22 protein-coding genes are annotated in these 22,954 nt (G+C 70.4%); 6 read left to right on the top strand and 16 right to left on the bottom strand.

Going from position 1 to position 22,954, the window contains the following annotated elements; all coding sequences use genetic code 11:
- Window positions 1–39 precede the first annotated feature (39 nt).
- The 4 genes from ACFO0C_RS40175 (at window position 40) to ACFO0C_RS40160 (ending at window position 3,443) form a co-directional block, all read left to right on the top strand.
- Entirely contained in the window at window positions 40–774 is a 735-nt protein-coding gene (locus tag ACFO0C_RS40175) for a hypothetical protein (protein WP_378072062.1), read from the top strand.
- Window positions 775–808: 34 nt separating this feature from the next.
- On the top strand, window positions 809–1,597 hold the full coding sequence (locus ACFO0C_RS40170; protein ID WP_378072061.1) for an ABC transporter ATP-binding protein: 789 nt from the start codon (window positions 809–811) through the stop codon (window positions 1,595–1,597).
- Window positions 1,598–1,638: 41 nt separating this feature from the next.
- Window positions 1,639–2,643: an aliphatic sulfonate ABC transporter substrate-binding protein gene (locus tag ACFO0C_RS40165; RefSeq protein ID WP_378072060.1), complete on the top strand. Its 1,005-nt coding sequence runs from the start codon at window positions 1,639–1,641 to the stop codon at window positions 2,641–2,643.
- 89 nt (window positions 2,644–2,732) lie between these two features.
- Complete coding sequence (locus tag ACFO0C_RS40160; RefSeq protein ID WP_378072059.1) at window positions 2,733–3,443, top strand: ABC transporter permease; 711 nt, start codon at window positions 2,733–2,735, stop codon at window positions 3,441–3,443.
- Here the strand turns inward: ACFO0C_RS40160 and ACFO0C_RS40155 are convergent.
- From ACFO0C_RS40155 to ACFO0C_RS40140, 4 genes are read right to left on the bottom strand one after another with little or no spacing between them, the layout of a single operon-like run.
- A complete protein-coding gene (locus ACFO0C_RS40155) occupies window positions 3,418–4,614 on the bottom strand; it encodes an ABC transporter permease (RefSeq protein ID WP_378072058.1) in 1,197 nt (398 codons plus the stop codon). The genes ACFO0C_RS40160 and ACFO0C_RS40155 overlap by 26 nt on opposite strands.
- A complete protein-coding gene (locus tag ACFO0C_RS40150; protein ID WP_378072057.1) occupies window positions 4,611–5,279 on the bottom strand; it encodes an ABC transporter ATP-binding protein in 669 nt (222 codons plus the stop codon). Before ACFO0C_RS40150 ends, ACFO0C_RS40155 begins: the two co-directional genes overlap by 4 nt.
- Window positions 5,276–6,358, bottom strand: a complete 1,083-nt coding sequence (locus ACFO0C_RS40145) for a peptidoglycan-binding protein (protein WP_378072056.1) — start codon at window positions 6,356–6,358, stop codon at window positions 5,276–5,278. The genes ACFO0C_RS40150 and ACFO0C_RS40145 overlap by 4 nt, the downstream gene beginning before the upstream one ends.
- Window positions 6,355–6,921, bottom strand: coding sequence for a hypothetical protein (locus ACFO0C_RS40140; protein WP_378072055.1), 567 nt, complete (start codon window positions 6,919–6,921; stop codon window positions 6,355–6,357). The genes ACFO0C_RS40145 and ACFO0C_RS40140 overlap by 4 nt, the downstream gene beginning before the upstream one ends.
- Before the next feature lie 142 nt (window positions 6,922–7,063).
- Here ACFO0C_RS40140 and ACFO0C_RS40135 point away from each other — a divergent pair, with 142 nt between their 5' ends.
- A complete protein-coding gene (locus tag ACFO0C_RS40135; protein ID WP_378072054.1) occupies window positions 7,064–8,449 on the top strand; it encodes a sensor histidine kinase in 1,386 nt (461 codons plus the stop codon).
- A complete protein-coding gene (locus tag ACFO0C_RS40130; RefSeq protein WP_378072053.1) occupies window positions 8,446–9,102 on the top strand; it encodes a response regulator in 657 nt (218 codons plus the stop codon). Before ACFO0C_RS40135 ends, ACFO0C_RS40130 begins: the two co-directional genes overlap by 4 nt.
- A gap of 150 nt (window positions 9,103–9,252) precedes the next feature.
- Here the strand turns inward: ACFO0C_RS40130 and ACFO0C_RS40125 are convergent, their stop codons facing one another.
- From ACFO0C_RS40125 to ACFO0C_RS40070, 12 genes are all read right to left on the bottom strand, one after another.
- A complete protein-coding gene (locus ACFO0C_RS40125) occupies window positions 9,253–10,563 on the bottom strand; it encodes a ferredoxin reductase family protein (protein WP_378072052.1) in 1,311 nt (436 codons plus the stop codon).
- Window positions 10,564–10,679: 116 nt separating this feature from the next.
- Entirely contained in the window at window positions 10,680–11,537 is an 858-nt protein-coding gene (locus tag ACFO0C_RS40120; protein ID WP_378072051.1) for a hypothetical protein, read from the bottom strand.
- Between the two features lie 11 nt (window positions 11,538–11,548).
- Window positions 11,549–12,043, bottom strand: coding sequence for a SigE family RNA polymerase sigma factor (locus ACFO0C_RS40115; RefSeq protein ID WP_378072050.1), 495 nt, complete (start codon window positions 12,041–12,043; stop codon window positions 11,549–11,551).
- Window positions 12,044–12,155: 112 nt separating this feature from the next.
- Entirely contained in the window at window positions 12,156–13,154 is a 999-nt protein-coding gene (locus tag ACFO0C_RS40110; RefSeq protein WP_378072049.1) for a TAXI family TRAP transporter solute-binding subunit, read from the bottom strand.
- A 39-nt stretch (window positions 13,155–13,193) separates the two neighbouring features.
- Window positions 13,194–15,209, bottom strand: a complete 2,016-nt coding sequence (locus tag ACFO0C_RS40105; RefSeq protein WP_378072048.1) for a TRAP transporter permease — start codon at window positions 15,207–15,209, stop codon at window positions 13,194–13,196.
- A 58-nt stretch (window positions 15,210–15,267) separates the two neighbouring features.
- Window positions 15,268–15,687, bottom strand: a complete 420-nt coding sequence (locus tag ACFO0C_RS40100; protein WP_378072047.1) for a hypothetical protein — start codon at window positions 15,685–15,687, stop codon at window positions 15,268–15,270.
- Window positions 15,688–15,719: 32 nt separating this feature from the next.
- The gene (locus tag ACFO0C_RS40095) at window positions 15,720–17,618 is read right to left on the bottom strand and encodes an NACHT domain-containing protein (RefSeq protein ID WP_378072046.1); all 1,899 of its coding nucleotides are present in this window, start codon (window positions 17,616–17,618) and stop codon (window positions 15,720–15,722) included.
- Between the two features lie 195 nt (window positions 17,619–17,813).
- A complete protein-coding gene (locus ACFO0C_RS40090) occupies window positions 17,814–18,917 on the bottom strand; it encodes a glycoside hydrolase family 53 protein (protein ID WP_378072045.1) in 1,104 nt (367 codons plus the stop codon).
- A 23-nt stretch (window positions 18,918–18,940) separates the two neighbouring features.
- Window positions 18,941–20,038, bottom strand: coding sequence for a glycoside hydrolase family 53 protein (locus ACFO0C_RS40085; RefSeq protein ID WP_378072044.1), 1,098 nt, complete (start codon window positions 20,036–20,038; stop codon window positions 18,941–18,943).
- A gap of 41 nt (window positions 20,039–20,079) precedes the next feature.
- A complete protein-coding gene (locus ACFO0C_RS40080; protein ID WP_378072043.1) occupies window positions 20,080–21,096 on the bottom strand; it encodes a LacI family DNA-binding transcriptional regulator in 1,017 nt (338 codons plus the stop codon).
- A 14-nt stretch (window positions 21,097–21,110) separates the two neighbouring features.
- Window positions 21,111–21,950, bottom strand: a complete 840-nt coding sequence (locus tag ACFO0C_RS40075) for a carbohydrate ABC transporter permease (RefSeq protein ID WP_378072042.1) — start codon at window positions 21,948–21,950, stop codon at window positions 21,111–21,113.
- A 1-nt stretch (window position 21,951) separates the two neighbouring features.
- Entirely contained in the window at window positions 21,952–22,923 is a 972-nt protein-coding gene (locus ACFO0C_RS40070; RefSeq protein WP_378072041.1) for a carbohydrate ABC transporter permease, read from the bottom strand.
- Window positions 22,924–22,954: the final 31 nt, after the last annotated feature.

The raw sequence follows: 22,954 nt of genomic DNA, 5'->3' as shown, positions 1-22,954 counted from the left end.
ATGACGACAGCCACGGCCGGCGGGGCGCACCATCCGTTCATGAGAAAGCCGGTGGAGGTCACGGCGTACGGCATCGGGCTGCTCCTGATCGTCTCCGGCGTCGTGCATCTCGGCGTCTTCCTCGCCGACGACGTGCCGTGGGCCGGCCCGGTGTCGTGGCGCAAGCCGGTCACGTTCGGGCTGTCGTTCGGGCTGACCCTGATCACCGTCGTGTGGATCACCCGGCATCTGGTGCTCGGGGACCGGGCGCGGGCCTGGCTGCTCGGGGTGTTCACCGCCGACTGCGCCCTCGAGGTCGCCGGGATCACCCTGCAGGCGTGGCGCGGGGTGCCGTCGCACTTCAACACCGGGACACCGGTCGACCGGGCGGTGGCGACGACCCTGGCGGTGGGCGGGGTGATCCTGGTGGTGGTGCTCGGGGCGTATGCGGTGACGGCGCTGCGCGGGCGGGTGCGCGGGCCGGCTGACATGCGGCTGGCGGTGCGGGCCGGGTTCGGGCTGCTGCTGGTCAGCCTGGCGAGCGGGATCGCCATGATCGCGCGCGGGACGGTGCTCCTGCGGACCGAGGGCGCGCCGGCGGCGTACAGCGAAGGGGGTTTTCTCAAGCCGGTGCACGGTGTCGCGTTGCACGCCGTGCTGGTGCTGCCGCTGCTCGCGGTGGCGCTGCGGCGACTGGGCCGGGACGAGCGGGAGCGGACGCGGGTGATGGCCGTCGCGACCGTCCTCTACGTGGCGGCGACGGTGGGAGCGCTGGTCATCTCCTTCACACTCTAGTAATTCAATAGGATTAATGGGTAAGCTGCGCGGCATGAGCGCTGTGCCCCTGGAGATCTCCGGTGCCGGTAAGGAGTTCACCGCGAGCGGGCGGCGGCGTGCCGTCCTGGCCGACGTGAACCTCACCGTCGCCGCCGGTGAGGTCGTCGCGCTGCTCGGCCCGTCCGGCTGCGGCAAGTCGACACTGCTACGACTGGCCGGCGGACTCGACACCCCGACCTCCGGTCGCGTGCTCGTCGACGGGCAGCCCGTCCGGGGGTACGAACCCCGCTGCGCCGTCGTCTTCCAGGAGCCGCGACTACTGCCCTGGCGCACCATCGAACGCAACGTCGCCTACGGCCTGCCGCGCGGCACCGACCGGGAGAAGGGCCGCGCCGAGGTCGCTCACTGGCTCTCCGTCGTCGGGCTCGCCGGGTTCGCCAGGCACCGGCCCCGGCAGGTGTCCGGCGGGATGGCGCAGCGGGCCGCACTCGCCCGCGCGCTGGCCCGGCGGCCCGGAGTGCTGCTGCTCGACGAGCCGTTCGCCGCGCTGGACGCGCTGACCCGGCTGCGGATGCAGGACCTGCTGGCGGAGGTGCAGCGCACGGCCGGGACGACGGTGCTGCTGGTCACGCACGATGTCGACGAGGCGCTGCACCTGGCGGACCGGGTCGTGCTGCTGGGCACGGGCCCATCGGCCGATGTGGACGCCGCCGCCTCGATCCGCCTCGTGCTCGACGTGCCGGGCGCCCGCCCACGGGACCGCGGCGACGCCGGCCTGGCCGCTCTGCGCTCCGAGTTGCTGCGCGAGCTCGGCGTCCGTACCCCCGCCGGGGTCTCCTGATCCACCGCACCACCGCGAGAAATCCCCCTGGAAGGACCGATATGAAGATTTTGCGTGCCGTTGTCGTGGCGGCAGCGGCAACCGCGTTGCTGGCCGGCTGCGTGCAGGGCGAGGACGCGCCCACCGCGAGCGGCGACGGCGCGAAGCCGGTCGCGTTGCGGCTCGACTACGCCTACTACAACCCGGCGAGCCTGGTGCTGCGTGAGCAGAAGTGGCTGGAGACCGAGCTCGCCACCAAGGGTGTGACGGTCAGCTGGCAGTTGTCGGCCGGCAGCAACAAGGCCAACGAGGCGCTGCGTGCGGACGCGATCGACGTCGGTTCGACGGCGGGTGCGGCGGCGCTGGTCGCCCGGGCCAACGGGTCGCCGATCAAGACGATCGACGTGTTCAGCCAGCCGGAGTGGGCGGCGATCGTCGTTCCGAAGGACTCCACGATCACGTCGGTCGCGCAGCTCAAGGGCAAGAAGATCGCGGCGACCAAGGGTACGGATCCCTACTTCTTCCTCCTCCAGGCGCTCGACGGGGCCGGGCTGAAACCGGCTGACGTGACGGTGACCAACCTGCAGCACGCCGACGGGAAGACCGCATTGGAGCGTGGTGACGTCGACGCGTGGGCCGGCCTCGATCCGCTGATGGCGACGTCCGAGGTGGACGCCGGGTCCAAACTGATCTACCGGAACGTGGCGTTCAACTCCTACGGCGTGCTCAATGCGCGGGAGGCGTTCCTGGCCGAGCACCCCGATCTGGCGCAGTCGGTGGTCAACGCCTATGAGAAGGCCCGTCAGTGGATCAAGGACAACCCCGATCAGGCCGTCGCCCTGTACGCCCGGGAAGCCAAGATCTCCGAGCCGGTGGCGAAGGCCGTCCTCACCGAGCGGACGGTGCTCGACATCGACCCCGTTCCCGGCGCCGCCCAGAAGGCCGTGTTCGAGAAGATCCTGCCGGTGCTCGTGGCCGACGCCAACGTGAAGAGCGAGGCGGACGCGCGTACCGCGATCGACACGCTGTTCGAACCGAAATACGCCACCGCCCGGACCGTTTCGTGACGCTGCTGCGGACTGGCCGGACTGGCCGGACTGGCCGGACTGGCTGGACCGGCTGGACCGGCCGGATCGCCGCCGGGGCCCTGCTCCCGGTGGCGATCCTGGTCGCGTGGCAGCTCACCGCGTCGGCCGGGATCTACTCCGCCGCGCAACTCCCGCCGCCGGGCGAGGTGCTGGCCGCGCTCGGTGAGCTGATCCGGCGCGGCGAGCTCTGGCACCACCTGGCGATCAGCACACAGCGGGTGCTGATCGGGTTCGCCGCCGGGTCGGCGCTCGGGCTCGCCCTGGGCGGGCTGGTCGGCCTGTCCCGGGCGGCGAGCGCCGTCGTGTCGCCGACGGTGCAGGCGATCCGGGCGGTGCCGTCGCTGGCGTGGGTGCCGTTGCTGCTGCTCTGGCTCGGTATCGGGGAGACGCCGAAGATCGTGCTGGTGGCGATCGGCGCGTTCTTCCCCGTCTACACCACGGTGTCGGCGGCGCTGTCCCACATCGACCCGCACCTGGTCGAGGTGGGACGGGCCTACGGGCGGTCCGGGCTGTCACTGCTCGGAACGGTGCTGTTCCCGGCCGCGACCCCGGCGATCCTGTCGGGGCTGCGGCTCGGGCTGGCACAGGGCTGGCTGTTCCTCGTCGCGGCGGAGCTGATCGCCTCGTCGATGGGGCTCGGTTTCCTGCTGATCGACAGTCAGAACACCGGGCGTACCGATGTGATGCTGCTGGCCATCATCCTGCTGGCCCTGATCGGCAAACTCAGCGACACGCTGCTGGGTCTGGTGTCGTTCACGCCGTCCGCAGGGCTTCGGTAGGGGCCATGCGGGCGGCCCGCAGCGCCGGGTAGAGACCGGCGACCGTGCCCACCAGCAGCGCGGCGGCCAGGCCGAGTGCCGCCGCGACCGATGGGATGATCGGCTGCCAGCCCCGGTTCTGGGCCAGGGCGACGGTGACCGCGGCGCCGAGCAGCACGCCGGCCCCGCCGCCGACCGCACCGAGCAGCACCGACTCGACGACGAACTGGGCGGCGACGTGCCGGCGTGCCGCGCCCAGTGCCCGGCGCAGGCCCACCTCGCCGCGCCGTTCGAGCACCGAGATCACCATGACGTTGGCGATGCCGATGCCGCCGACCAGCAGCGCCACCGCGCCCAGGCCGAGGAAGAGCGAGGTGGTGGCGTCTGCGACGGCCAGTCGCGCCGACAGCACGTCGGAGGGGCGGCTGACCGACACCCGGCTCGGGGCCTGCGGGTTCGCGGCACGCGGGAGCATCGAGGCGACCTCGGCGGTACGGCCGGTGTCGGCTCGCACGTACACCCGGGTGGGGTGGCCGTCCCAGCCGAAGTCGGCAGCGGCCGTGCCGGCACCGATGAGCGCGGCCCGGTCGATCTCCGGCGCCAGGTCGACCTGTTCGAGGATGCCGACGACCACGTACCAGCGGCCGCCGAGCCAGATCCGGTCGTCACCGGACAGGTCGGCGATGCCGAGCACGGTCGCCGCCTCGAACCCGAGGACCACCACCGGATAGTTCGCTGTCGCCTCGTCCAGGAACACGCCGGTCAGCAATCCCGCGTCCAGGGTGGACGGCAGCGCGGTGTCGGTGACCCGGACGTCCAGGCCGCCCCGCTGGGTGGCGGGCACCAGATCGGAGCGGTAGACGTGCAGGTCGTCGAGCTGTGCGGTCGCCGACGCGGCGAGCACGCCCTCGGTGCGGGCGGTCGACGGCCCGGCCGCGGACGGCAGCCGCTGCTCCTCACCGCCGCGGGGGTCGGCGCTCGTCACCGTCAGCAGGTTGGTGCCGAGCCGGTCCAACTGGGCCAGCACCTCGGCCTGGCTGGAGCGGGTCACGCCGAGGACCGCCACCATCGCGGCGATACCGATCGCGACACCGAGCACCGACAGGCCGGCCCGGCCGGGCCGGGTCCGCAATCCGATGGTGGCCACCGGCAGCAGGTCGGCGAGCCGCAGCCGGGACAGCGGGCTGCTCATCCGGCCACCCGCCCGTCCAGGATCGTGACCTGGCGCTGGGCGGCCGACGCGACGTGTGTGTCGTGGGTGATCACCACGATCGTCGTGCCGGCCCGGTTCAGTTCCCGCAGCAGGTCGAGGATGGCGTCGCCGCTGGCCGAGTCGAGGTTACCGGTGGGCTCGTCGGCGAAGAGGACCGCCGGCCGGCCGATCAGGGCCCGCGCGATCGCCACCCGCTGACGTTCGCCGCCGGACAGCAGGCGCGCCCGGTGCCGCATGCGGTGACCGAGGCCGACCTGGTCGAGGACCTGTTCGGCGGCGGCCCTGCGCTGCCGGGCCGGCACTCCACGGTAGAGCAGGCCGGCCGCCACGTTGTCGCGGGCGTCGGCGTGGTCGAGGAGGAAGAACTGCTGGAACACCACGCCCAGCCGGTGTGCCCGCAGGCCGGCGAGGCGGCGTTCGCTCAGGTCCTCCAGGGTCTCCCCGGCGATGCGCACCGAACCGGACGTCGGCCGGTCCAGTCCGGCGGCCAGGTTGAGCAGGGTGCTCTTGCCCGATCCGGACGGGCCGACGACGGCGACCATCTCGCCGCTCCGCACGGCCAGGTCGACGCCGCGGACCGACTCCACCGGCGGGCTTCCGGGGTACGTCTTGTGCACGTCGACGAGTTCCAGGGCGGCGGTCATCGCTGCGGCACCTCCACCCGGTCGCCCGCGGTCACCCCGCCGGTCACCTCGACCAGCCCGGTCGCCTCGTCGAACAGGCCGGGTTTCACCTCCGCGTACGCCCCGGAGGCCAGTCGCACCCGGTAGCCGCCGCCGGGATCGGCCATCAGCGCCGACACCGGGACTGTCAGCACGTTCGCGCGGACCGCCGTGGCCAGGCTGACCTGCACGGACGCCTGGTCGTAGTCGGGTGACCCGGCCGGCACCTCGATGCTCATCGTCACGTCGACGGTGGCCTGCTGCGCGTTGCCCTCACCGTCGGTCGCCGAGGTGGCCACCTTCCCGATCCGCAGCACCCGCCCCTTCGTGCGGGCGCCGCCGGGTAGCACGTACGTCACCTCGTCGCCGGTCCTGATCTGGTTCTGCCGCTCGGCCGTCACCTGCGCCGTCACCACCCGCCGCGTGGTCGTGCCGGTCAGCACCGGCTGGTCCGGGCCGGTGCCGGCACCCACCGACGTGGCCGGCTCCCCCACCCGGATCTCGCCGGGCAGGAACACGATCGAGCCGAGGGTCAGGCCTCCGGTCCTGGTCACGCCCCACTTCTTCTGGAGGCGCCGGACGGCGGCCGCGGTCGCCGCGGTGAAGTCGGTGTCGACGGCCATCTCGTGGTCCGGGTCCATGCCGAGCGCCCGGAGGTTGCGTTCCAGCTGGCGGACGTCCGCGCCGTCGGTGGTCCCGACGTTCAGGTCGCGGTAGGCGGGGACGTCGCCGTGGAGAAGGCGGATCGCCGCGCCGTCGACCCGGTAGAGGACGCCGCCGCGGGACACCCGCGACCCGGCGGCCGCGAGCCCGGTCAGCACGCCGGCCGGGCCACGGTGCGTCACCGTCCAGGAGCCGTCGAAGCCGTATGTGCCGGAGAGCCGGAACCGCTGGCTGACCGATCCGCGGGTCACCTCGGCCGTCGTCGTCGGCACCTCGGTGGCGCCCGCGGCGGCCTCCGGTTTCGCGGTCAGCGTCCATCCGGTGACCAGCACCCCGGCGGCGACCACCACTCCCGTCAGCGAGCCGGCGACCAGCCGGCCTGTGCGCCGCACGGTCATCTGCCGATCGAGATCGGGCCGGACCAGTGCTGGCGGCAGGTGTCGAGTGCGGTCTTCAGGCGCGGCGAGTTCTCCGGGTTCTCCTTCTCCAGCGGGGTCCCGGCCAGCGGGAACCTGCCGTCGGAATTCGGATCCGGCCATTCCGCTACGCCGTTGTCGCGCAGGCACTGGGCGAACGTCCGGAGCGCGTCGACATCGTCCGGACCGGGAGCCTGGTCCGGGCCGTCCGGCGGCTCCCGGTCGATGGCGCCCTGCGGCACCTTGTCGTAGAGGTCCTGGCAGGCGGTCCGGGCGTTGTCGAACTGCTCGTCGGAATACTTCTCCTCCAGCGCTTCCTGTTCGCCGTCGGGCAGCTTAAGGCGGTGTTCGTCGACGAACGGCTCGGACACGTCGGGGATGCCGTTGTCGCGCATGCACTGGACGATCTGCCTACCCAGGGCCAGCAGGTCCGCATCGGACATCGACGACGACGGCGCGGCCGACGGGTCGCCGCCGGTCGACGGGCCACAGCCGGCCACCGCTATCAGCGCCACGGCCGTCACACATCTCATGACGATTCTCATGGCAGTCAGGCTGGCCCCCGGCGGGCACCCCGATCGTCCGCGAACGGTCGGATTCTCCTGCGCCCGTGTATGCCCACGGTATGACGGGAACGTCAGACCGCGGGCCGACGGCAGCGGGCTGCCGACTATCTAAACTGGGCGAATGTCCTGGGTGAAGGGCCTGTGGTGGCTCGCTGTCGACCTCGCGGTGGCGTTGGTGCTGACCGCGGCGTCGGCCGAGGAGCTGCACGACGACGCCGACCGGTGGTGGACGTTCACCGTCCTCATGGTCACCGGCCTGTTGCTGTGCCGGCACCGGCCGCTCGTCGCTGTCGTCCTCACATCGGTCGGCGCGCTCGGCCATCATGTGCCCGAGCCGTCCGGTGTCGAGGCACTCGACCTCACCGTGCCGATCGCGCTGTTCGCGCTGGCCGCCGCGGACGAGCGGCGGCGACGGACCGGTGCGATCGCCTGCGGCGTCATGATGGCCGTCATCACGGTACTGAGCCTGACACTGCCCCTGCCCGCGGGTGACATCGCCAACCTGTCGATCGACACCCGGGGCATCGCCGTCCCCGAGCAGCGGGCCATGATCCCGTTCCCGGAGCCGGAGATGCCCAGCATCGCCGACCGGCTGATGCAGAGCAGCGGGCTGATGCTCGCGCTCGTCGCCGCCTACCTGCTCGGTGACAATCTGCGTGGCCGTCGCATCCATCTGCGCATCGTGGAGCGGCGGGCCGCCGATCTGGAGCGTGAGGGGCGGCAGCGGGTCGCGCTGGCCACCGCCGCCGAGCGGGCCCGCATCACCCGCGAGCTTCACGACGTCGTCGCCCACGGCCTGTCCGTCATGGTGGTCCAGGCACAGGGGGCGGCGGCGGCTCTGAAACGACACCCTGAGCGTACGGAGACCGCGCTCCGTGACATCGTCACCACCGGCCGTTCGTCCCTGGCCGAGATGAGGCGCCTGCTCGCCATCGTCCGCGAGGAACCGGAACTCGTCCCACAGCCCGGCGTCGACGCCCTGCCCGAGCTGATCGACCGCGTCCGCGCCGCCGGCACCACCGTCACGTTCACCGTCGACGGTGACCCGTCCCCGCTGCCGGCCGGCGTCGACCTGTCCGCCTACCGGATCGCGCAGGAGGCACTGACCAACACGCTGAAACACGCCGGCGAAGGCGCGACGGCCCGGGTCCGGCTCGGTTTCCACCCGGACATGCTGGAGATCGAGGTGTCCGACGACGGCCGTGAGCCACCGGCCCGCCTGTTCGGCGCCCCCGGCAACGGGCTGCGGGGCATCGCCGAACGGGTCCGCCTCCTCGACGGCACACTCCAGACGGGGCCGCTGGCGGCGGGCGGTTTCCGGGTCCTGGCCGGTCTGCCCCTGCGCCCGACGACCCTCCCACCAGACCTGACCGCGGCCACCCCACCAGCGTCGCCCACCGGCCCCGCGGCCCTCGCACCTCCCGTGCCGTCCGCGGGTCCCTCGCCGGCGGATCCGGAGGCGGGCGTCGGGGATGATCTGCCGGTGTGGACGGTGAGGGACCGATGAGCATCCGGGTCGTGCTGGTCGATGACCAGGTTCTGGTGCGGACCGGGTTCCGGATGATCCTGGACGAGACCGGCGACATCGAGGTGGTCGGCGAGGCCGGGGACGGCGCCGCCGCACTGGAGGTCACCGCCCGCACCCGGCCGGACGTGGTGCTGATGGACGTCCGTATGCCCGGCGTCGACGGGATCACCGCCACCGAACGGATCCGGGCCCTGTCCCCCGCGCCGAAGGTGATCATCCTGACCACGTTCGACCTGGATGACTACCTGTTCGCCGGGCTGCGGGCCGGGGCCAGCGGGTTCCTGCTCAAGGACACCCTCGCCGACGACCTGATCGCCGCGGTCCGGGTGGTGGTCACCGGCGAGGCGGTCACCGCACCGAGCGCGACCCGCCGGTTGATCGCACATTTCGTCAACGCCCCCGCCGTCCCGCCGGCCCGGCCGGACGGACGGCTCACGGCCCTGACCGCCCGGGAACGCGAGGTACTCACCCTGATCGCCCGGGGCCTGTCCAATGCGGAGATAGCCGGCGACCTGAGCGTCTCCGAGGGGACGGTGAAGACCCACATCAGCCGCATCCTGGCAAAACTCGGCCTCCGCGACCGCGTCCAGGCGGTGATCCTGGGCTACGAGTGCGGCCTGGTCCACCCGTAGCGGCGGCATCGGCCCGGCCGGACAGGGCCCCCGGAGGCATCCGGCCCGACAGGGCCGCCAGAGACACCCCGCCCGACAGGGCCGCCAGAGACACCCCGCCCGACAGGGCCGCCAGAGACACCCCGCCCGACAGGGCCGCCGGGGGCGGGGTCAGGGGGCCAGGCGGAACAGTTCGGCGTGGATCTGCGGGGTGGGGACCTTCAAGGTGCGGAGACTCGTCAGGATCGCGCTTGTCAGGGGGAACGGGCCGCACACGTAGACGTCCCGGGCAGTGATGTCGGGGACCAGGGCGTGCAGGTTCGCCGGGGTGAACGGCTGGTTCGTGGGGGACGTGCGGCCGGTCAGGACGTGCAGGCGGGCACCCCGTTCACGAGCCAGGTTCTGGAGTTCGCCGATGAGGACGGCGTCGGCTCCGGAGCGGACCCGGTAGAGGACGATCACGTCGCCGCCCAGGGCCGGGTCCTCCAGCAACGAGCGGATCGGGGTCACGCCGATACCGCCGGCGATCAGCAGGGTGGCCGTACCCCTGCGCTGGTCGATCGTGAAGGAACCGTAAGGGCCCTCGGCGAAGACCCGCGCGCCGACCTGCAGGTCCCGCAATCCGGCGCTGGTGGTGCCGATGCCTTTGGCGGTGAGCCGCAGCGAGCGGCCGTTCGGGGCCGCCGACAGGGAGAACGGGTTGACCTGCCACCACGGGTTGTGACCGGGGAAACGCCACAGGAAGAACTGGCCGGCCTTCGCGCCGAGCAGGTGCAGGTCGCGCCCGGTGACGTGGACGGAGACGACGTCACCGGACTCGGGGACGACGGCGGCGACCCGCATCCGGTGCCGGTTGTTGCTCATCAGCGGGACGATCGCGCGATAGGTGATGAGGGCGGCGAGCGCGAACGTCCACAGCCCCCACCAGTAGATCTGGGTCAGGATGTTGAGGGTGAACGCGGTGCCCTCGTAGATCTGGTGCACGATGCCGAGCAGCAGCACGACGTAGAGCAGCAGGTGGACGGCGTGCCAGGCCTCGTAGGACAGGCGGCGCCGGGCGATCCGCACCGACACCGCGACGACCACCACGATCAACGCCACGGCGATCAGGCCGAGGAGCACGGGCACCTGCTTCGACAGCGTCAGGAAGGTGGCGAGGAACGAGACCCGGTCGTAGCGGGCGAACCCGAGGATCACGAACGTCGGATGCAGGACGGCCAGCCAGAAGACGGTGAAACCGGCCCACCGGTGCCAGCCGGTCAGCCGGTCCATGCCGATCGCCCGGTCGAGCAGCGGCAACCGTGCCACCAGCAGCACCTGCACGGTCATGGCGAACGCCAGGTAGAGGCCGAGCAGCCGGCCCACCTGTCCGAAGAGGTTGTGCGCGGGCGGCCCGGCGATGAGGAACATCGCGTGAATGACGATCAGGTTGACGACTAGGTACGTCGCGATCGCGGCACGTGCGACGAACGGCTGAGTCACGGTGGTCTCCCCTGCTGAACCCCTATCCTCAGCGTTGTACCGCGATCATCGCCATCCGGTTCACGACAGAAACCCGATACCGCCCACCTCCGGGGGAGCGGAGGTGGGCGACGTGGTCAGCGGAAACTCGCGTCGGTGGCCAGCGCGGCCAGTTCGGCGTCGGTCAGCGGCAGGTCGGCGAGTGGCTGGAGCCCGTTGGTCGCCGGGTCGCCGTAGGTCGGTGCCGTCGCCTGCATCACGTAGACGACGGTGCCGTCGGAGTGCCGGTACCCCGCCCACGCCGTCCCGTCGCCCTCGTGGATCACGCCGACCTCGGCCTTGCCCACGGTCACCGGCGTGCAGTCGCCACCACGGCCCCAGAACTGCTTCGCCAGCGCGCACGCGTCGGACGGCAGGTCGTTGCCGGGCTCGCTGACCTCGACGAGGAGCTCACCGACACCGTCGCCCTTCCCGATCGCGACGGCGGCCATGTTGCGCCAGAACTCACCCTCGATCGTCGACTGGTGCGAGCGGAACGGAATCCCGTCGCTGGTACTGCCGGTCTTCGCCGTGTACCCGTCCGGTACCGCGGCGACCACGGCGGTCAGCAGCTTCTTCCCGTTCTGGTAGTGCGGGCCGGTGTCGGCCGTCGCGTCACCGCTGTTCTCCGGCGGCCACGACGGCCCGGTCTTCTCACCGGCGGACGGCGTGCTGTCGGCCCAGCTCGGCGTCTCGGTCGGGAACGGCAGCGACGCCCCCGACGGATCGCCGGCCACCTGGATACCCGTACCGCTGCCGGTGGTCTGACCCTGCCCCGGGATGACGGCGAGGGTGATGCCGAGGATCGCGGCGGCGGAGCCGATGCCGGCCAGCAGGTTGCGCCGCATCGCGGTCCGGCGGGCCGCGGCGATCGCGGTCTTCGACTCCATCGGTGGTGGCTCCGGGTGGAGCGTGATCGTGTCCCGTAGCGCGGCGCGCAGTTCGTTCTCTTCCATGTCGGTTCCCCTCAGTCGGCCGTGACGGGATGGACGACCAGGGTGCGCAGCGTCTCCAGGCCGCGCGCCGCCTGGCTCTTGACGGTCCCCGCGGTGCAGCCGAGCGCCGCCGCGGTCTCCTCCACCGAGAGGTCCAGCCAGTAGCGCAGCACCAGCACCGCCCGCTGCCGTGGTGGCACCTGGGCGAGCGCCCGCATCAGCGTCACCCGGTCCTCGGTCGGCTCCGGGTCCGCCGCCCGCTCGATCCGGGTGTCGTGCGGCCGCTCCCGCTTCCACCACCCCCACCTGCCCTCGTCGATGAAGGACGAGATCAGGACCTTGCGGAGGTACGGGTCGAGCGACTCGTGCCTCTGCACACGGTTCCATCGCAGATAGAGCTTGGTGAAGGCGTTCTGTGTGAGGTCCTCGGCCCGATGCCAGTCCCCGCACAGCAGGAAAGCCGTCGCCCGCATAGCGGACGACCGTGCCGCGAAATACTCGGCGAACGCGTTGTCGCGGTCGCTCATGCCGGTCCCCCATCCTGTCGGTCCGCGTAAACACGAGGCGACCGCCCCGCAGGGTTGCACGGGATCGCGAGAAATCGCGGGGAGGCCGCCGGATCGGCCTCCCCGCGACCCACTACTTCGGAGCGCCCAGGTCGTCGAGCGCCTTGGCCGCGCCGCGGTGCACGACCACCGGGCTGGTCTTACGGGCGGTGTCGAGGCTGATCTCCTTGGCCGCCGCGTTGGCCTGTTCCAGTGTCGCCTTGCGTTCGAACAGTGTCTTCGTCAGGACGCAGGCCACGTTCGGGTCGAGGTTCTCGCGGACGAGCAGGACGTTGGGAACGACGATCGTCTTCACGTCGGCCGGGGTCTTGTAGGTGGCGGCCGGAATGACCCCCTCCTGATAGACCTCGTTGATCTTCTGCATCTCCGGCAGCACCGGTGTGATGTCCAGGAACTCGACCTTGTCCCCGCTGGTGGTGAGCAGGTCGGTGATGCCGGGTGTGGGCAGTCCGCCGGAGAAGAACAGGGCGTCGATCGTGCCCTCCTTCATCCCGTCGACGGTCTTGGTCAGGTCCAGTTTCTGCGCCTGGACGTCGGTTTCGGCGAGCCCGGCGGCCTTCAGCACCCGGTTGGCGATGACCTCGGTGCCGGATTTCGGGGAGCCGGTGGAGACCCGTTTGCCTTTCATCCCGGCGACGTCGGTGATCCCCGCGTCTTTGCGGACGATCACCTGGGTGTAGTTGGTGTGGATGCGGGCCAGCGCCTGCACCGGCTGTTTCTCGGTGAAACTGCCGGTGCCGTTGGCCGCGTCGGCGGCGGTGTCGGCCAGCGAGAACGCCACGTCGTAGGTGCCGGCGGCGAGCTGCTGGATGTTCTGCACCGACGCGCCCGTCTCGGCCGCGGTGGCCTGGACGTTCTCACCGGCGGCGTTCACCTGTTCGGCGAACGCGTTGCCGAGGGCGAAGTAGACGCCCGTGGCGTTGCCGGTCGCTATGCCGACGCGGGTGGCCTGGGCCACCTCACAGGTGACGGCGCCGCCGGTGTCGGTGGCGGCGGTGTCCTGCCGGCCGCCGCACGCCGCGGTGGCGGCCGCGAGCGTGCTGACCAGCGCGATTCCCACTATTCGTCTCATGCTCTCCTCCAGGAGGGGTGGTACGGCAAGGGGCGAATCTCAAAGGGGGGTCTGCGGGCCGGTCCGTCTTCTGTCAAAACCGGCGAGGAGTACGGCCACCAGCAGCGCGGTCAGCCCGGCGACGATGCTGGCCGGGGCCAGGTAGAGCAGCAGGAGCCCGGAGAGCCCCGCCGCGATCCGGCTCGCCCACCCGGCGGGCCCGACTCCCGGCACCCAGGCACCGGTGGCGACGGCCAGCGCGAGCACCGCGAGCCCGGCGACCAGTGTCGTCCACACGATGCCGAACAACGATCCGCGGGCCAGCAGGTGTTCACCCTCGGACGTGAGGACGAAGGCGAGCGGGGCGAGGAAGGCGGGCAGCGCGTACTTGAGGGCCTGCCACATGGTCGGGATGGTGCGGCCGCCGGTGATCGCGCTCGCGCCGACGGCGGCCAGCGCTGTCGGTGGGGTGACCTCGGACAGCACCGAGTAGTAGAAGACGAACATGGCCGCGGCCGGCGCCGGCACGCCGAGTGTCAGCAGGGCCGGCCCGATGATGACCCAGCCGATGATGAAGCTGGCCGTGACCGGGACCGCCAGACCGAGCAGCGCCAGCGCGAACGCGGCCAGCACCGCGGTCAGCGCCAGCACCGCGGCCGGTTCGTCGGTGATCGCCTTGGCCCCGTTGACCAGCAGGGAGGCCAGCTGGGCGCCGAGGCCGGTCTTGGTGGTGGTCGCGGTGATCACGCCGGCCGCGGCGCAGACGGCGACGACGGGCAGCACACCGCGGACCCCGGCGGCCAGGGCGGCGAAGATCCGCGGCGGGGTGAGGCGGGAGTCCCGGTCCAGGAACGACAGGGCGCCGGCGAGGATCGTCGCGTAGACCACCGAGCGGGTGGCGCTCTGCCCCAGCGCCAGCAGCACGACGATGACGATCAGCGACGAGAAGTGGTATCCGAAGCGGGTGAGCAGCCGCCACGCGCTGGTCGGCGGGGCGTCGACGGCGCGGACCGCGAACCGGCGCACGTCGATCTCCACGGCGAGCAGGATGCCCAGGTAGTAGAGGAGCGTGGGGATCATCGCCCAGCCGAGGACGGTCAGGTAGGAGACGTTCAGGTACTCGGCGACGATGAACGCGGCCGCACCGAGCGTCGGCGGGGAGAGGATCGCGCCGACACCGGCCGCGGCCAGCATGCCACCGGCCTGCTCCGGCGGGTATCCGGCACGGCGGAGCATGGGCCAGGTGACCGCGCCGACGCTGACGGCGGTGGCCGTACCCGAGCCGGAGACCGTGCCCAGAAGAAACCCGGCGGCGACCGCCGTGCGTCCCGCCGCGCTGCGCGATCGCCGGAACGCGGCGACCGAGAGGTCGACGAAGAACCGGCTCGCCCCGGACAGGTCGAGAACCGCGCCGTAGATGGTGAACAGCACGATGTAGGTGGCCGCGACATCGAGCGGGGTGCCGTAGAAGCCGCTGCCGGAGTTGTAGAGGGCGTCGATGATCTGTCCGAAATCGAGCCCCGCGTGGGCGATCGGCCAGGTCTGCGGCAGCAGGCCACCGTAGTAGGCGTACCCGAGGAAGAGCAGGCAGACGACCGGAAGTGCCCAGCCGGTGGTGCGGCGGCAGGCTTCGATCAGCAGGACCAGCAGCACCGCGCCGAAGACGATGTCGACCGGTTCGAGGAGTCCCTGTCGCAGCAGGAAGCCGTTGTAGCCGCCGTCGAACGGGTTGAGCGGGTAGAGGCAGACGACCAGTGCGGCGGCGGCGAGGACCCAGTCGCTCACGGTGGGCGTTTGCCGCCCTCTACCCCAGCCCGATCGGTACGCCAGGAAGACGAGCGGAAGTGTGCCGGCCAGGAAGATGATCAGGTAGTACTGACTGCCCTGGGCGAGGGGGCGGAACACCTGCCACAGCACGAGCCCCGCAACCGCGAACGCGACGATCGACACCGCCGCGCCGACCCGTCCGCCCAACGCCCGGGCCGGCCGCTCCTCGTCGTCGTAGTGCACAGCGGGCGCGGCGGCCTCCTCCTCGGCCAGGTGCTGCACCCCGGCCAAAGATCGATCATCGCCCATGAACGGACCCTACTATGCAACAACCCGTCCGGTAACGCGCGCCGTGCCGTCACTCATCTCAACGAGCGATCACCAGCGAGGATGCCCCCTCACGCCCGGCGACCAGGTCCCACGTCCGCCTCAGCCGGACGGCGGCCTCCTCGCCGTCCGGGCCACGTTCGAGAACGGCTCGGCATGTCTGCGCGATCGCCTCGTCGAGACCCGCGGGCACGCCCGGTTCGATGATCTCCGCGATCACCTCTTCCGCCAGCGCGGCGGACACGCGGACATCCGACCGCAGCGCGGCAAGGAGTTGCGTGGCGAAGGTGGCATACGATTCGGCGCTCCAGAGAACGGCCTGGTCATGCCAGGTCATGCGGGTTGCGTCGTCGGACGACTCGACCAGCTCCGAGAATCGGAAGTCCCCGGACACCAGGGCTTTCAACAGAATCAGATTCGCGGTCCAGGCCGCATAGCGGGACGGCATGCGCGCGGTCACGGGGAGATAGTCGGTCGGCCGGATTCCCCAGGTCAGGTACTGACTCCTCCGATACAGGGTGGACAGGGCCCTGCCCCACACCACCCGTTCGTCGTCGGACAGTTCCGCCACGCGCTCGGCGAGGAAACCGACGATCGGCTGCCGGACCGCCACGGCGGTGAAGGACAGCAGGCGGGACAGCAGGCCGTCATCGGTACCCCCGGCGGGCTCGGCGGAAAGATCGAATCCGGCCACCATCTCGCGGAGCAGGTGCCACGTGTATCGCGCGACGAGGAACTCACCGAACGTGGCGTGCAGGAACTCGTACGTGTGCAGGAACTCGTAGGTGTGCAGGACCTCGTGACCCCGTGTCGCGCGGGCGCGATGGACGAAGAAGAACCGGCCGATGAGCAGGGCGGCAGCGTCCAGGCGCCGGGGCCCGCTTTGCCGACCTCCCGGCGTACGAAGCTGGTGAGCAGTTTTTCGTAGAGTTCTCCGAGGGAGAGCTCGGTGGTTCGCTGGAGCGCGTTTCCATCGGCGTCGTAAAGGGCCAGGAGCAGGAGCAGCAGGGGCTGGCCGGCCAGATCCCGGAACCGTAGGGCGTCCTCGGCCGGAAGGGCACGTGATCCCCGGGCAGCCAGGCGTTTCTCGTTCGCCGCCCGCCAGACGTCGAGCCACGCCGTCACCTGGCCGTCGTCGAACGGTTCCAGCCTGGCCATCAGGGTGCCGGCCGGGGCCGCGGTCCGATCGGCGACGCTGGATCGCGTTGTCAGCACCACGGCGACACCACGGCCGAGATCCCGCTCGCGTTGCTGAAAATCAGCGACCCGCCGGAGGTAGCCGTTCTGATTCGAGCCGGTCGCCTGTAGCAGTTCGTCGTACCCGTCCAACAGGATGACGGGCAGCCGGCCCGCGGCCGCCTCGGCCAGTCGCGGCCAGGGAAGCGATTCACCGGTGGCGTCCTGGATCGCCTGCTCGATCTGGCGTTGCAGGCTGACGCCGCTGTCCACATCACGCAGGGAGACCCGAACCGGCACGAATCCGCACGTCGCGAGGTCAGCGGCGAGCATCTTGGTCAGAACGGACTTACCCGCGCCGGGCTGACCGAGAACCATGAGCGGCGCCGACTGCGCTCGCGGGGAGGTCAGGAAACCCAGCAGGTACGACTGGAGGTCGGCGTGAATCGGCAGTGGCGTCCAGGATCGCTCCGCACTGGCCGGGATGCCCGACACGGCCTCCAGCACGCGGAACCGGGCCGGCTGATAGATCTCGCGCAGGGTGTCCCAGTCCCGGATCCACAGGTCGACCTCCGGACATTCGGCCCGCAGATCGAGAAGCATCTGCTCGTAGCGGAGGACAGCGGTCTCCGGCAGACGACCGAGTTCCTCCTCGACCCGGCGTTCCTCGCCCGGTGACAGGACGTCCCAGAAGGCCAGCCCCCGCAGGAACCGGCCCACCGACTCCGACAGTCCCCGATACGTCTTCGCCAGTTCGGCCAGGTGATCCGCTCGAAGCCCGTGTGGTTCGGGAAGGTGGACGCCGACCGTGAGAGCCGACTCGGCGAGACTCCGGCTGTCGGTCTCCCGCGCGTCGGCCAGTCTCAGCTGATCCTCGGCGGTGATAGCCGCCTGTGCGAGGTCGAACGGAAGGTGTGCCGACCCGAGGGCGTCGAAATAGGCCGCGATCACGATGACGCTGTGCGAAGCGGCGATCCGTTCGGTGCGTTCCAGGCGGTGTGAGCCGGCGAGACGCAGTGACACCGTCCTCACGAGCTGTTCGGACACCCGGGCGAAGGCGGTGTGCGCGTCGAACCACGCCAGCACCGCGGATGTGGTGGCGGCGGCACCGAGCATCACACCGCACGTCAGGTCGTTGAGCCTCTTCACCCACTCGGTCCCGGGTCCTCCGCCGAGGATCTGCACCGCTTGCGCATAGCTGAAGGCTTTCGGCACCTCTCCATCCTGTCGGCGCCGGCCGGCCTCGCACAACGTCGGCCCGGAGGTCTGGCTGGGCACGGGCGACCCGTCAACGAGGCCTTCGAACGCAGGATCGCCGAGGTTCCCGCCGATTTCGGGCTCTGATGGCCGTACCGGAGAAGGAAGTGGCCCGGCCCGGGAGGAACCCGGACCGGGCCGTCGATCAGAAGGTCACGCCGTCCACTTGATGTAGGGGTTGACCTTGCCGCCCCAGTCGAAGGTGGCCATGTTGTCCCAGCCGTCGCCGGTGCCGTTGATGTTCGCCGGGTCCCAGCCGTTGCCGGCGATGGCGTACCAGGTGGGTTCCCAGTAGAAGACACCGATGGCGCCGGCGTTGCGGGCCGTGTTCTGGACCCAGGTGAACTGCTGGGCCTGGCCCGCCGAGGTGGCCGGGATGTTGTCGCAGAGCACCGTGCCCGGAATGGAGTTCTTCTCGCTGTCGGCGTCGGCGGTGGTGAACTGGTACGCCGTCTCGACGATCACCACGGGCTTGCCGTAACGGGTCCGGGCGTCGACCACCACGTTGTACATGTTGGCGAGCGTGCCGTGCCACATGCAGTAGTACGACAGGCCGGTGATGTCCCAGGTCACGCCGGCCGCCTTGATGCCGTCGTAGAACCACCGCATGTTGGTCATGCTGTCCGCGTCAGCGACGTGGATGATCACCTGGGTGCCGCTGTTGCAGGCCTTCGTCGCGTTGTAGCCCTGCTTCAGCAGGGACGCCAACGGGGCGAAGTTGCTGTTCACGACCTGGCCCTTGGGCCACAGCATGCCGACGTTGATCTCGTTGCCGATCTGCACGCTGTCCGGGGTGAGCCCGGCCGACTTCAGGCTGGTGCAGACGTCGTAGGTGTAGTTGTAGACGGCCGTCTGCAACTGGGTGAGCGAGTAGGACGCCCAGGCGGCAGGGGGATACTGCTTGCCCGGGTCGGCCCACGTGTCGGAGTAGTGGAAGTCGACCATCAGCTTCAGGCCCTTGGCCTTGATCGCCGCGGCCTGCTGGAGCACCTTGGCCTTGTTGTTGTAACCGGAGGCCGGGTTGTTCCAGACGCGCAGCCGGGCGTAGTTGACGCCGGCCGTCTTCAGGATGTCGTAGGGGTTGGCCTGGACACCCGAGGCGTTGTAGTACTTGCCGCCGAGGTCGAGCGTGCGCTGCAGCGACGACACGTCGGCGCCGAGCATGGTGAGGGATGCTGCTTGTGCGGGGGCGGGTGACACCACCAGCGCGACCGCGAGGACCGCGGCCGAGAAGGCGGCTCGGAGGGACGGTTTCATGGTGCTGCTCCTTAAACGGGGATCTACCGGAGCCAGCGGACGTACGGGTTGATACGCCCGCTGTCGTCGAAGGTCGCCATGTTCTCCCAGGCGTTGCCCGAGTTCTCGATGTCCTCGGTGTCCCAGCCGTTGCCGGCGATGCCGGTCCAGGTGGGCTCCCAGTAGAAGACGCCGATGGCACCGGCGTCCCGTGCGGTGGTCTGCACGGCGGCGAACTCCTGCGCCTGACCCTGCTGCGTGGCGGGGATACCGTCGCAGGGGGCCGCGGAGAGCATGATGTTCTCCAGATGGTCGTAGTTCTCGGTGGTGTACGGGTAGGCGGTCTCCGCGATCACCACGGGCTTGCCGTACCGGGACTTCACGTCACCGATGACGGTGGCCAGGTTGGTCAGCGACCCGTGCCACATGCAGTAGTAGGAGAGCGCGGTGATGTCCCACCTGGCGCCGGCCGCGGTGATGCCGTCATAGAACCAGTGGGCGGCGTCGATGTTCCCGGCCAGCGCGGTGTGGACCATGACCTGGGTCCGCTTGCTGCACGCCTTGGTGGCGTCGTAGCCGGCGTTGAGCAGGCCGACCAGCGGCGTGAAGTCGCTGTTGTTGACGTAGCCGGTGGGCCACAGCATGCCGACGTTGATCTCGTTGCCGATCTGCACGCTGTCCGGCGTGGTGCCCTGCCGCTTGAGGCTGGTGCAGATGTCGTACGTGTAGTCGTAGACGTCCTGCTCCAGCTGCGCGAGGTCGTGGCCGGCCCACGCCTTCGGGACGAACTGCTTGCCCGGGTCGGCCCACGTGTCGGAGTAGTGGAAGTCGATCAGCAGCTTGTGCCCGGCGGCCTTGGCGGCGCGGGCCTGCTTGAGCACCTTCTCCTTGTTGGAGTAGCCGCTGGTCGGGTCGTTCCAGATGCGCAGCCGGACGTAGTTGACGCCGGCCTTCTCGAGGATCTCGTACGGGTTGCCCCGGCGGCCGCGGGCGTCGTAGAACTTCTGCCCGAGCTCGATCGACCGCTGGAGGGTGGAGACGTCGGCGCCACGCATGGTCAATCCGGGCTTCTCGTGGGCCACGGCGGGTGAGGGGATGAGGGCCACCGCGAGGAAGGCGGCGACGGCAAGGGACGGTTTCATGGCACTCCTTTGAGGTCGTCCATGACGAAAAGGGGTGTTGATCAGGCGGGGGAGCTTCCGCGCACCACGAGGCTCGTGGGCACGGTGATGGAGAGCGGGGTACGCCCGGCGATCACATCCGTGAGAAGCCGGACCATCTCTTCGCTGATCCGTTCCAGCGGATGACGGACCGTGGTGAGCGGCGGCTCGGTGGTGGCCGCCAGCCCCGAGTCGTCGAAGCCGACGACCCGTACGTCGCCGGGCACCTCGCGCCCGGCCTCGCGCAGCACCGGCAGGGCGGCCGCGGCCATCGCGTCGGACGCGGCGAACACGCCGTCCACATCCGGCACCCGGTCGAGCAGCGTGCGCATCCCCGCCGCGCCGCTCGCCCGGCTCCAGTCGCCGTGCACGACGTAGGCCGGGTCGACGGTGATCCCGGCGGCCGTCAGCGCGTCGGTGTAGCCGCGCAGCCGGAAGACGCCGCCGAACGTGTCCTGCGGCCCGGTGATGGTGGCGATCCGCCGGCAGCCCTGGCCGAGCAGATGCTCGACCGCGGACCGGCCGCCGCCCCAGTCGTCAGCCGACACCGAGCTGATCCGGTCCTCGAAGCCGAGCACCTGGCCGCATGCCACGATCGGCACCTCGGCCTCGACCAGCTGCCTCAGCAGCGGGTCACCGGAGTGCGGCGACACCAGCAGCACCCCGTCGACGTGCCCGCCGGACAGGTAGGCGATGGCCCGGCTGCGCTCGTCCGGGGTCGACGCGATCATCAGGATCAGCGTCAGCTCCCGGTCGGAGAGCGCCTGCGCCACCCCGCGCAGCAGCACCGAGAAGTTGGGGTCCTCGAAGAGCAGGTGCTGCGGCTCGGTGAGCAGGAACGCTATCGACCCGGACTTTCCGGTGGCCAGCGACCGGGCGTGCGGGTTGGCCGTGTAGCCGGTGCGGGCGATGGCGTCGCGGACGGCCCGGACCGCCTCCGGGCTGACCCAGTCACGACCGTTCAGCACCCGGGAGACCGTCGCGTAGGACACGCCGGCCTCTCGAGCGACATCGCGGATGGTGGGCCGTTTGCGCGACACGTTCGGGATCATAGTCAGGCCTTCACACCACCGGCGGCCAGGTCGACCTGCCAGTAGCGCTGCAGCGTGAGGAACAGGGCGATCAGCGGGATGATCGACACCAGGGCGCCGGTCACCACCGAGGTGTACATGGACGGCTGGTTGGAGCCCTGGTTGAGCAGCCCGTTCAGGCCGACCGTGATCGGGTAGAGCTTGTCGTCGCCCAGCATGATGTACGGCAGCATGAAGTTGTTCCAGATCGCCACGAACTGGAAGAGGAACACCGTCACGAGGCCGGTCCGCATCATCGGCAGCACCACCGTGCCGAAGGTGCGCCACTCCCCGGAGCCGTCGATGCGGGACGCCTCCAGGATCTCGGTCGGCACCGCCGCGGCCGCGAAGATCCGGGCCAGGTAGATGCCGTACGGGCTGATGAAACTGGGCAGCAGCACCGCCCAGTAGGTGTTGGTCATCCCCAGCTTGGCCAGCAGCAGGTACTGCGGGATGGCCAGGATGACGCCGGGCACCAGGACCCCGGCCAGGATGATGTTGAAGACCGTGCTCTTGCCCCGGAACTCGAACTTGGCCAGCGCGTACCCGGCCATCGCCGAGATCAGCGTGGAGACGGCCGCGCCGAGGCCGGCGTAGATGACCGTGTTGCCCATCCAGCGCCAGTACAGGCCGTCCCGGTAACCGGCCAGGTCGACCAGGTTGTCGAACAGGTGGGTGCTCGGCGCCAGCGTGAACGTGGAGAACAGCTCGCCGGAGCTCTTCGACGACGCGATCAGCACCCAGAGAACGGGGAGCAGGCAGTAGGCGGCGCCGAGCAGCAGCAGCGTGGTGGCGATCGGGCTGCGCTTCAACGTGGTGGTCAACTCAGTCCTCCTGGTTGAAGGCCCGGCGCCCGACGAGCTTGAGGAAGCCGAAGGACAGGATGAACGTGGCGAGCGCGATGATCACCGAGGTGGCGGCGGCCGCGTAGAGGTCGTTGCGGGCGAACGCGTCCCGGTAGACCTTCATCAGCGGCGTCCAGGTGGTCGAGATGGTGTTGGCCAGCGGCCGCAGCGTCATCGGCTCGGCGAACACCTGCAGCGTCGCGATCAGCGAGAACACGAACGTCATCACCAGCGACGGCATCACGATCGGGATCTTGATGCGCCAGGCGATGGCCAGCTCCGACGCGCCGTCGATCCGCGCCGACTCGTACAGGCTGGTCGGGACCGCCCGCAACGCCGTGTAGATGACGATCATGTTGAAGCCGGTGCCGCCCCAGACCGCGATGTTGGCGACCGCCCACAGGGTCAGGTCGCTGGAGAGCAGGTTCGGGGCGGTGAAGCCGAGCGCCTCGATGGCGTCGTTGATCGGGCTGACCCGCGGCAGGTACAGGAAGCCCCAGAGCAGCGACGCGACCACGGCCGGCACCGCGTACGGCAGGAAGATCGAGATCCGGGCGAACTTGCCGATCGACTCACGGGTGCGGTTCGCGTCCAGCAGCAGCGCGAACAGCAGGGCCAGGCCGAGCATGGTGGGGACCACGATCAGGCCGTACGCCCCGACCCGGTACACACTCGGCAGGAAGTCGGGGTCGGTCAGCGACCGGACGTAGTTGTCGAAGCCGGCCCAGATCTCGGTGCGGGACTTCGCGCCCAGGCCGAGGCCGCTGACCTTGACCTTGCGCAGGCTCAGGTAGCCGGCGTACACGATCGGCGCGGCCAGGAACGCGGTGAACAGGATCAGCGCGGGGGCGAGGAAGGCGTACGGTGTCCCGGCCTTCCTTCCGGCGCGCCGCCGGGGTGCCGCGGCCGGGCGAGCCGCGGTCTTTCTCGGGGCGGTGGTCGTCAACGACATCGCCGAATTTCCTTTCCGAACGCTCCGGGCG

This window comes from Actinoplanes subglobosus (assembly GCF_042650585.1).
In the GTDB taxonomy this organism is placed as follows: Bacteria; Actinomycetota; Actinomycetes; order Mycobacteriales; family Micromonosporaceae; genus Actinoplanes; species Actinoplanes subglobosus.
The sequence above is the reverse complement of the archived record's forward strand: the minus strand, read 5'-3'. Positions and strand labels throughout refer to the sequence as shown.

Coding starts and splice junctions, on each gene's coding strand:
- ACFO0C_RS40175 (WP_378072062.1), top strand. CDS start 40: ATGAGAAAGCCGGTGGAGGTCACGGCGTACGGCATCGGGCTGCTCCTG.
- ACFO0C_RS40170 (WP_378072061.1), top strand. CDS start 809: ATGAGCGCTGTGCCCCTGGAGATCTCCGGTGCCGGTAAGGAGTTCACC.
- ACFO0C_RS40165 (WP_378072060.1), top strand. CDS start 1,639: ATGAAGATTTTGCGTGCCGTTGTCGTGGCGGCAGCGGCAACCGCGTTG.
- ACFO0C_RS40155 (WP_378072058.1), bottom strand. CDS start 4,614: ATGAGCAGCCCGCTGTCCCGGCTGCGGCTCGCCGACCTGCTGCCGGTG.
- ACFO0C_RS40150 (WP_378072057.1), bottom strand. CDS start 5,279: ATGACCGCCGCCCTGGAACTCGTCGACGTGCACAAGACGTACCCCGGA.
- ACFO0C_RS40145 (WP_378072056.1), bottom strand. CDS start 6,358: ATGACCGTGCGGCGCACAGGCCGGCTGGTCGCCGGCTCGCTGACGGGA.
- ACFO0C_RS40140 (WP_378072055.1), bottom strand. CDS start 6,921: ATGAGAATCGTCATGAGATGTGTGACGGCCGTGGCGCTGATAGCGGTG.
- ACFO0C_RS40135 (WP_378072054.1), top strand. CDS start 7,064: ATGTCCTGGGTGAAGGGCCTGTGGTGGCTCGCTGTCGACCTCGCGGTG.
- ACFO0C_RS40130 (WP_378072053.1), top strand. CDS start 8,446: ATGAGCATCCGGGTCGTGCTGGTCGATGACCAGGTTCTGGTGCGGACC.
- ACFO0C_RS40120 (WP_378072051.1), bottom strand. CDS start 11,537: ATGGAAGAGAACGAACTGCGCGCCGCGCTACGGGACACGATCACGCTC.
- ACFO0C_RS40115 (WP_378072050.1), bottom strand. CDS start 12,043: ATGAGCGACCGCGACAACGCGTTCGCCGAGTATTTCGCGGCACGGTCG.
- ACFO0C_RS40110 (WP_378072049.1), bottom strand. CDS start 13,154: ATGAGACGAATAGTGGGAATCGCGCTGGTCAGCACGCTCGCGGCCGCC.
- ACFO0C_RS40105 (WP_378072048.1), bottom strand. CDS start 15,209: ATGGGCGATGATCGATCTTTGGCCGGGGTGCAGCACCTGGCCGAGGAG.
- ACFO0C_RS40090 (WP_378072045.1), bottom strand. CDS start 18,917: ATGAAACCGTCCCTCCGAGCCGCCTTCTCGGCCGCGGTCCTCGCGGTC.
- ACFO0C_RS40085 (WP_378072044.1), bottom strand. CDS start 20,038: ATGAAACCGTCCCTTGCCGTCGCCGCCTTCCTCGCGGTGGCCCTCATC.
- ACFO0C_RS40070 (WP_378072041.1), bottom strand. CDS start 22,923: ATGTCGTTGACGACCACCGCCCCGAGAAAGACCGCGGCTCGCCCGGCC.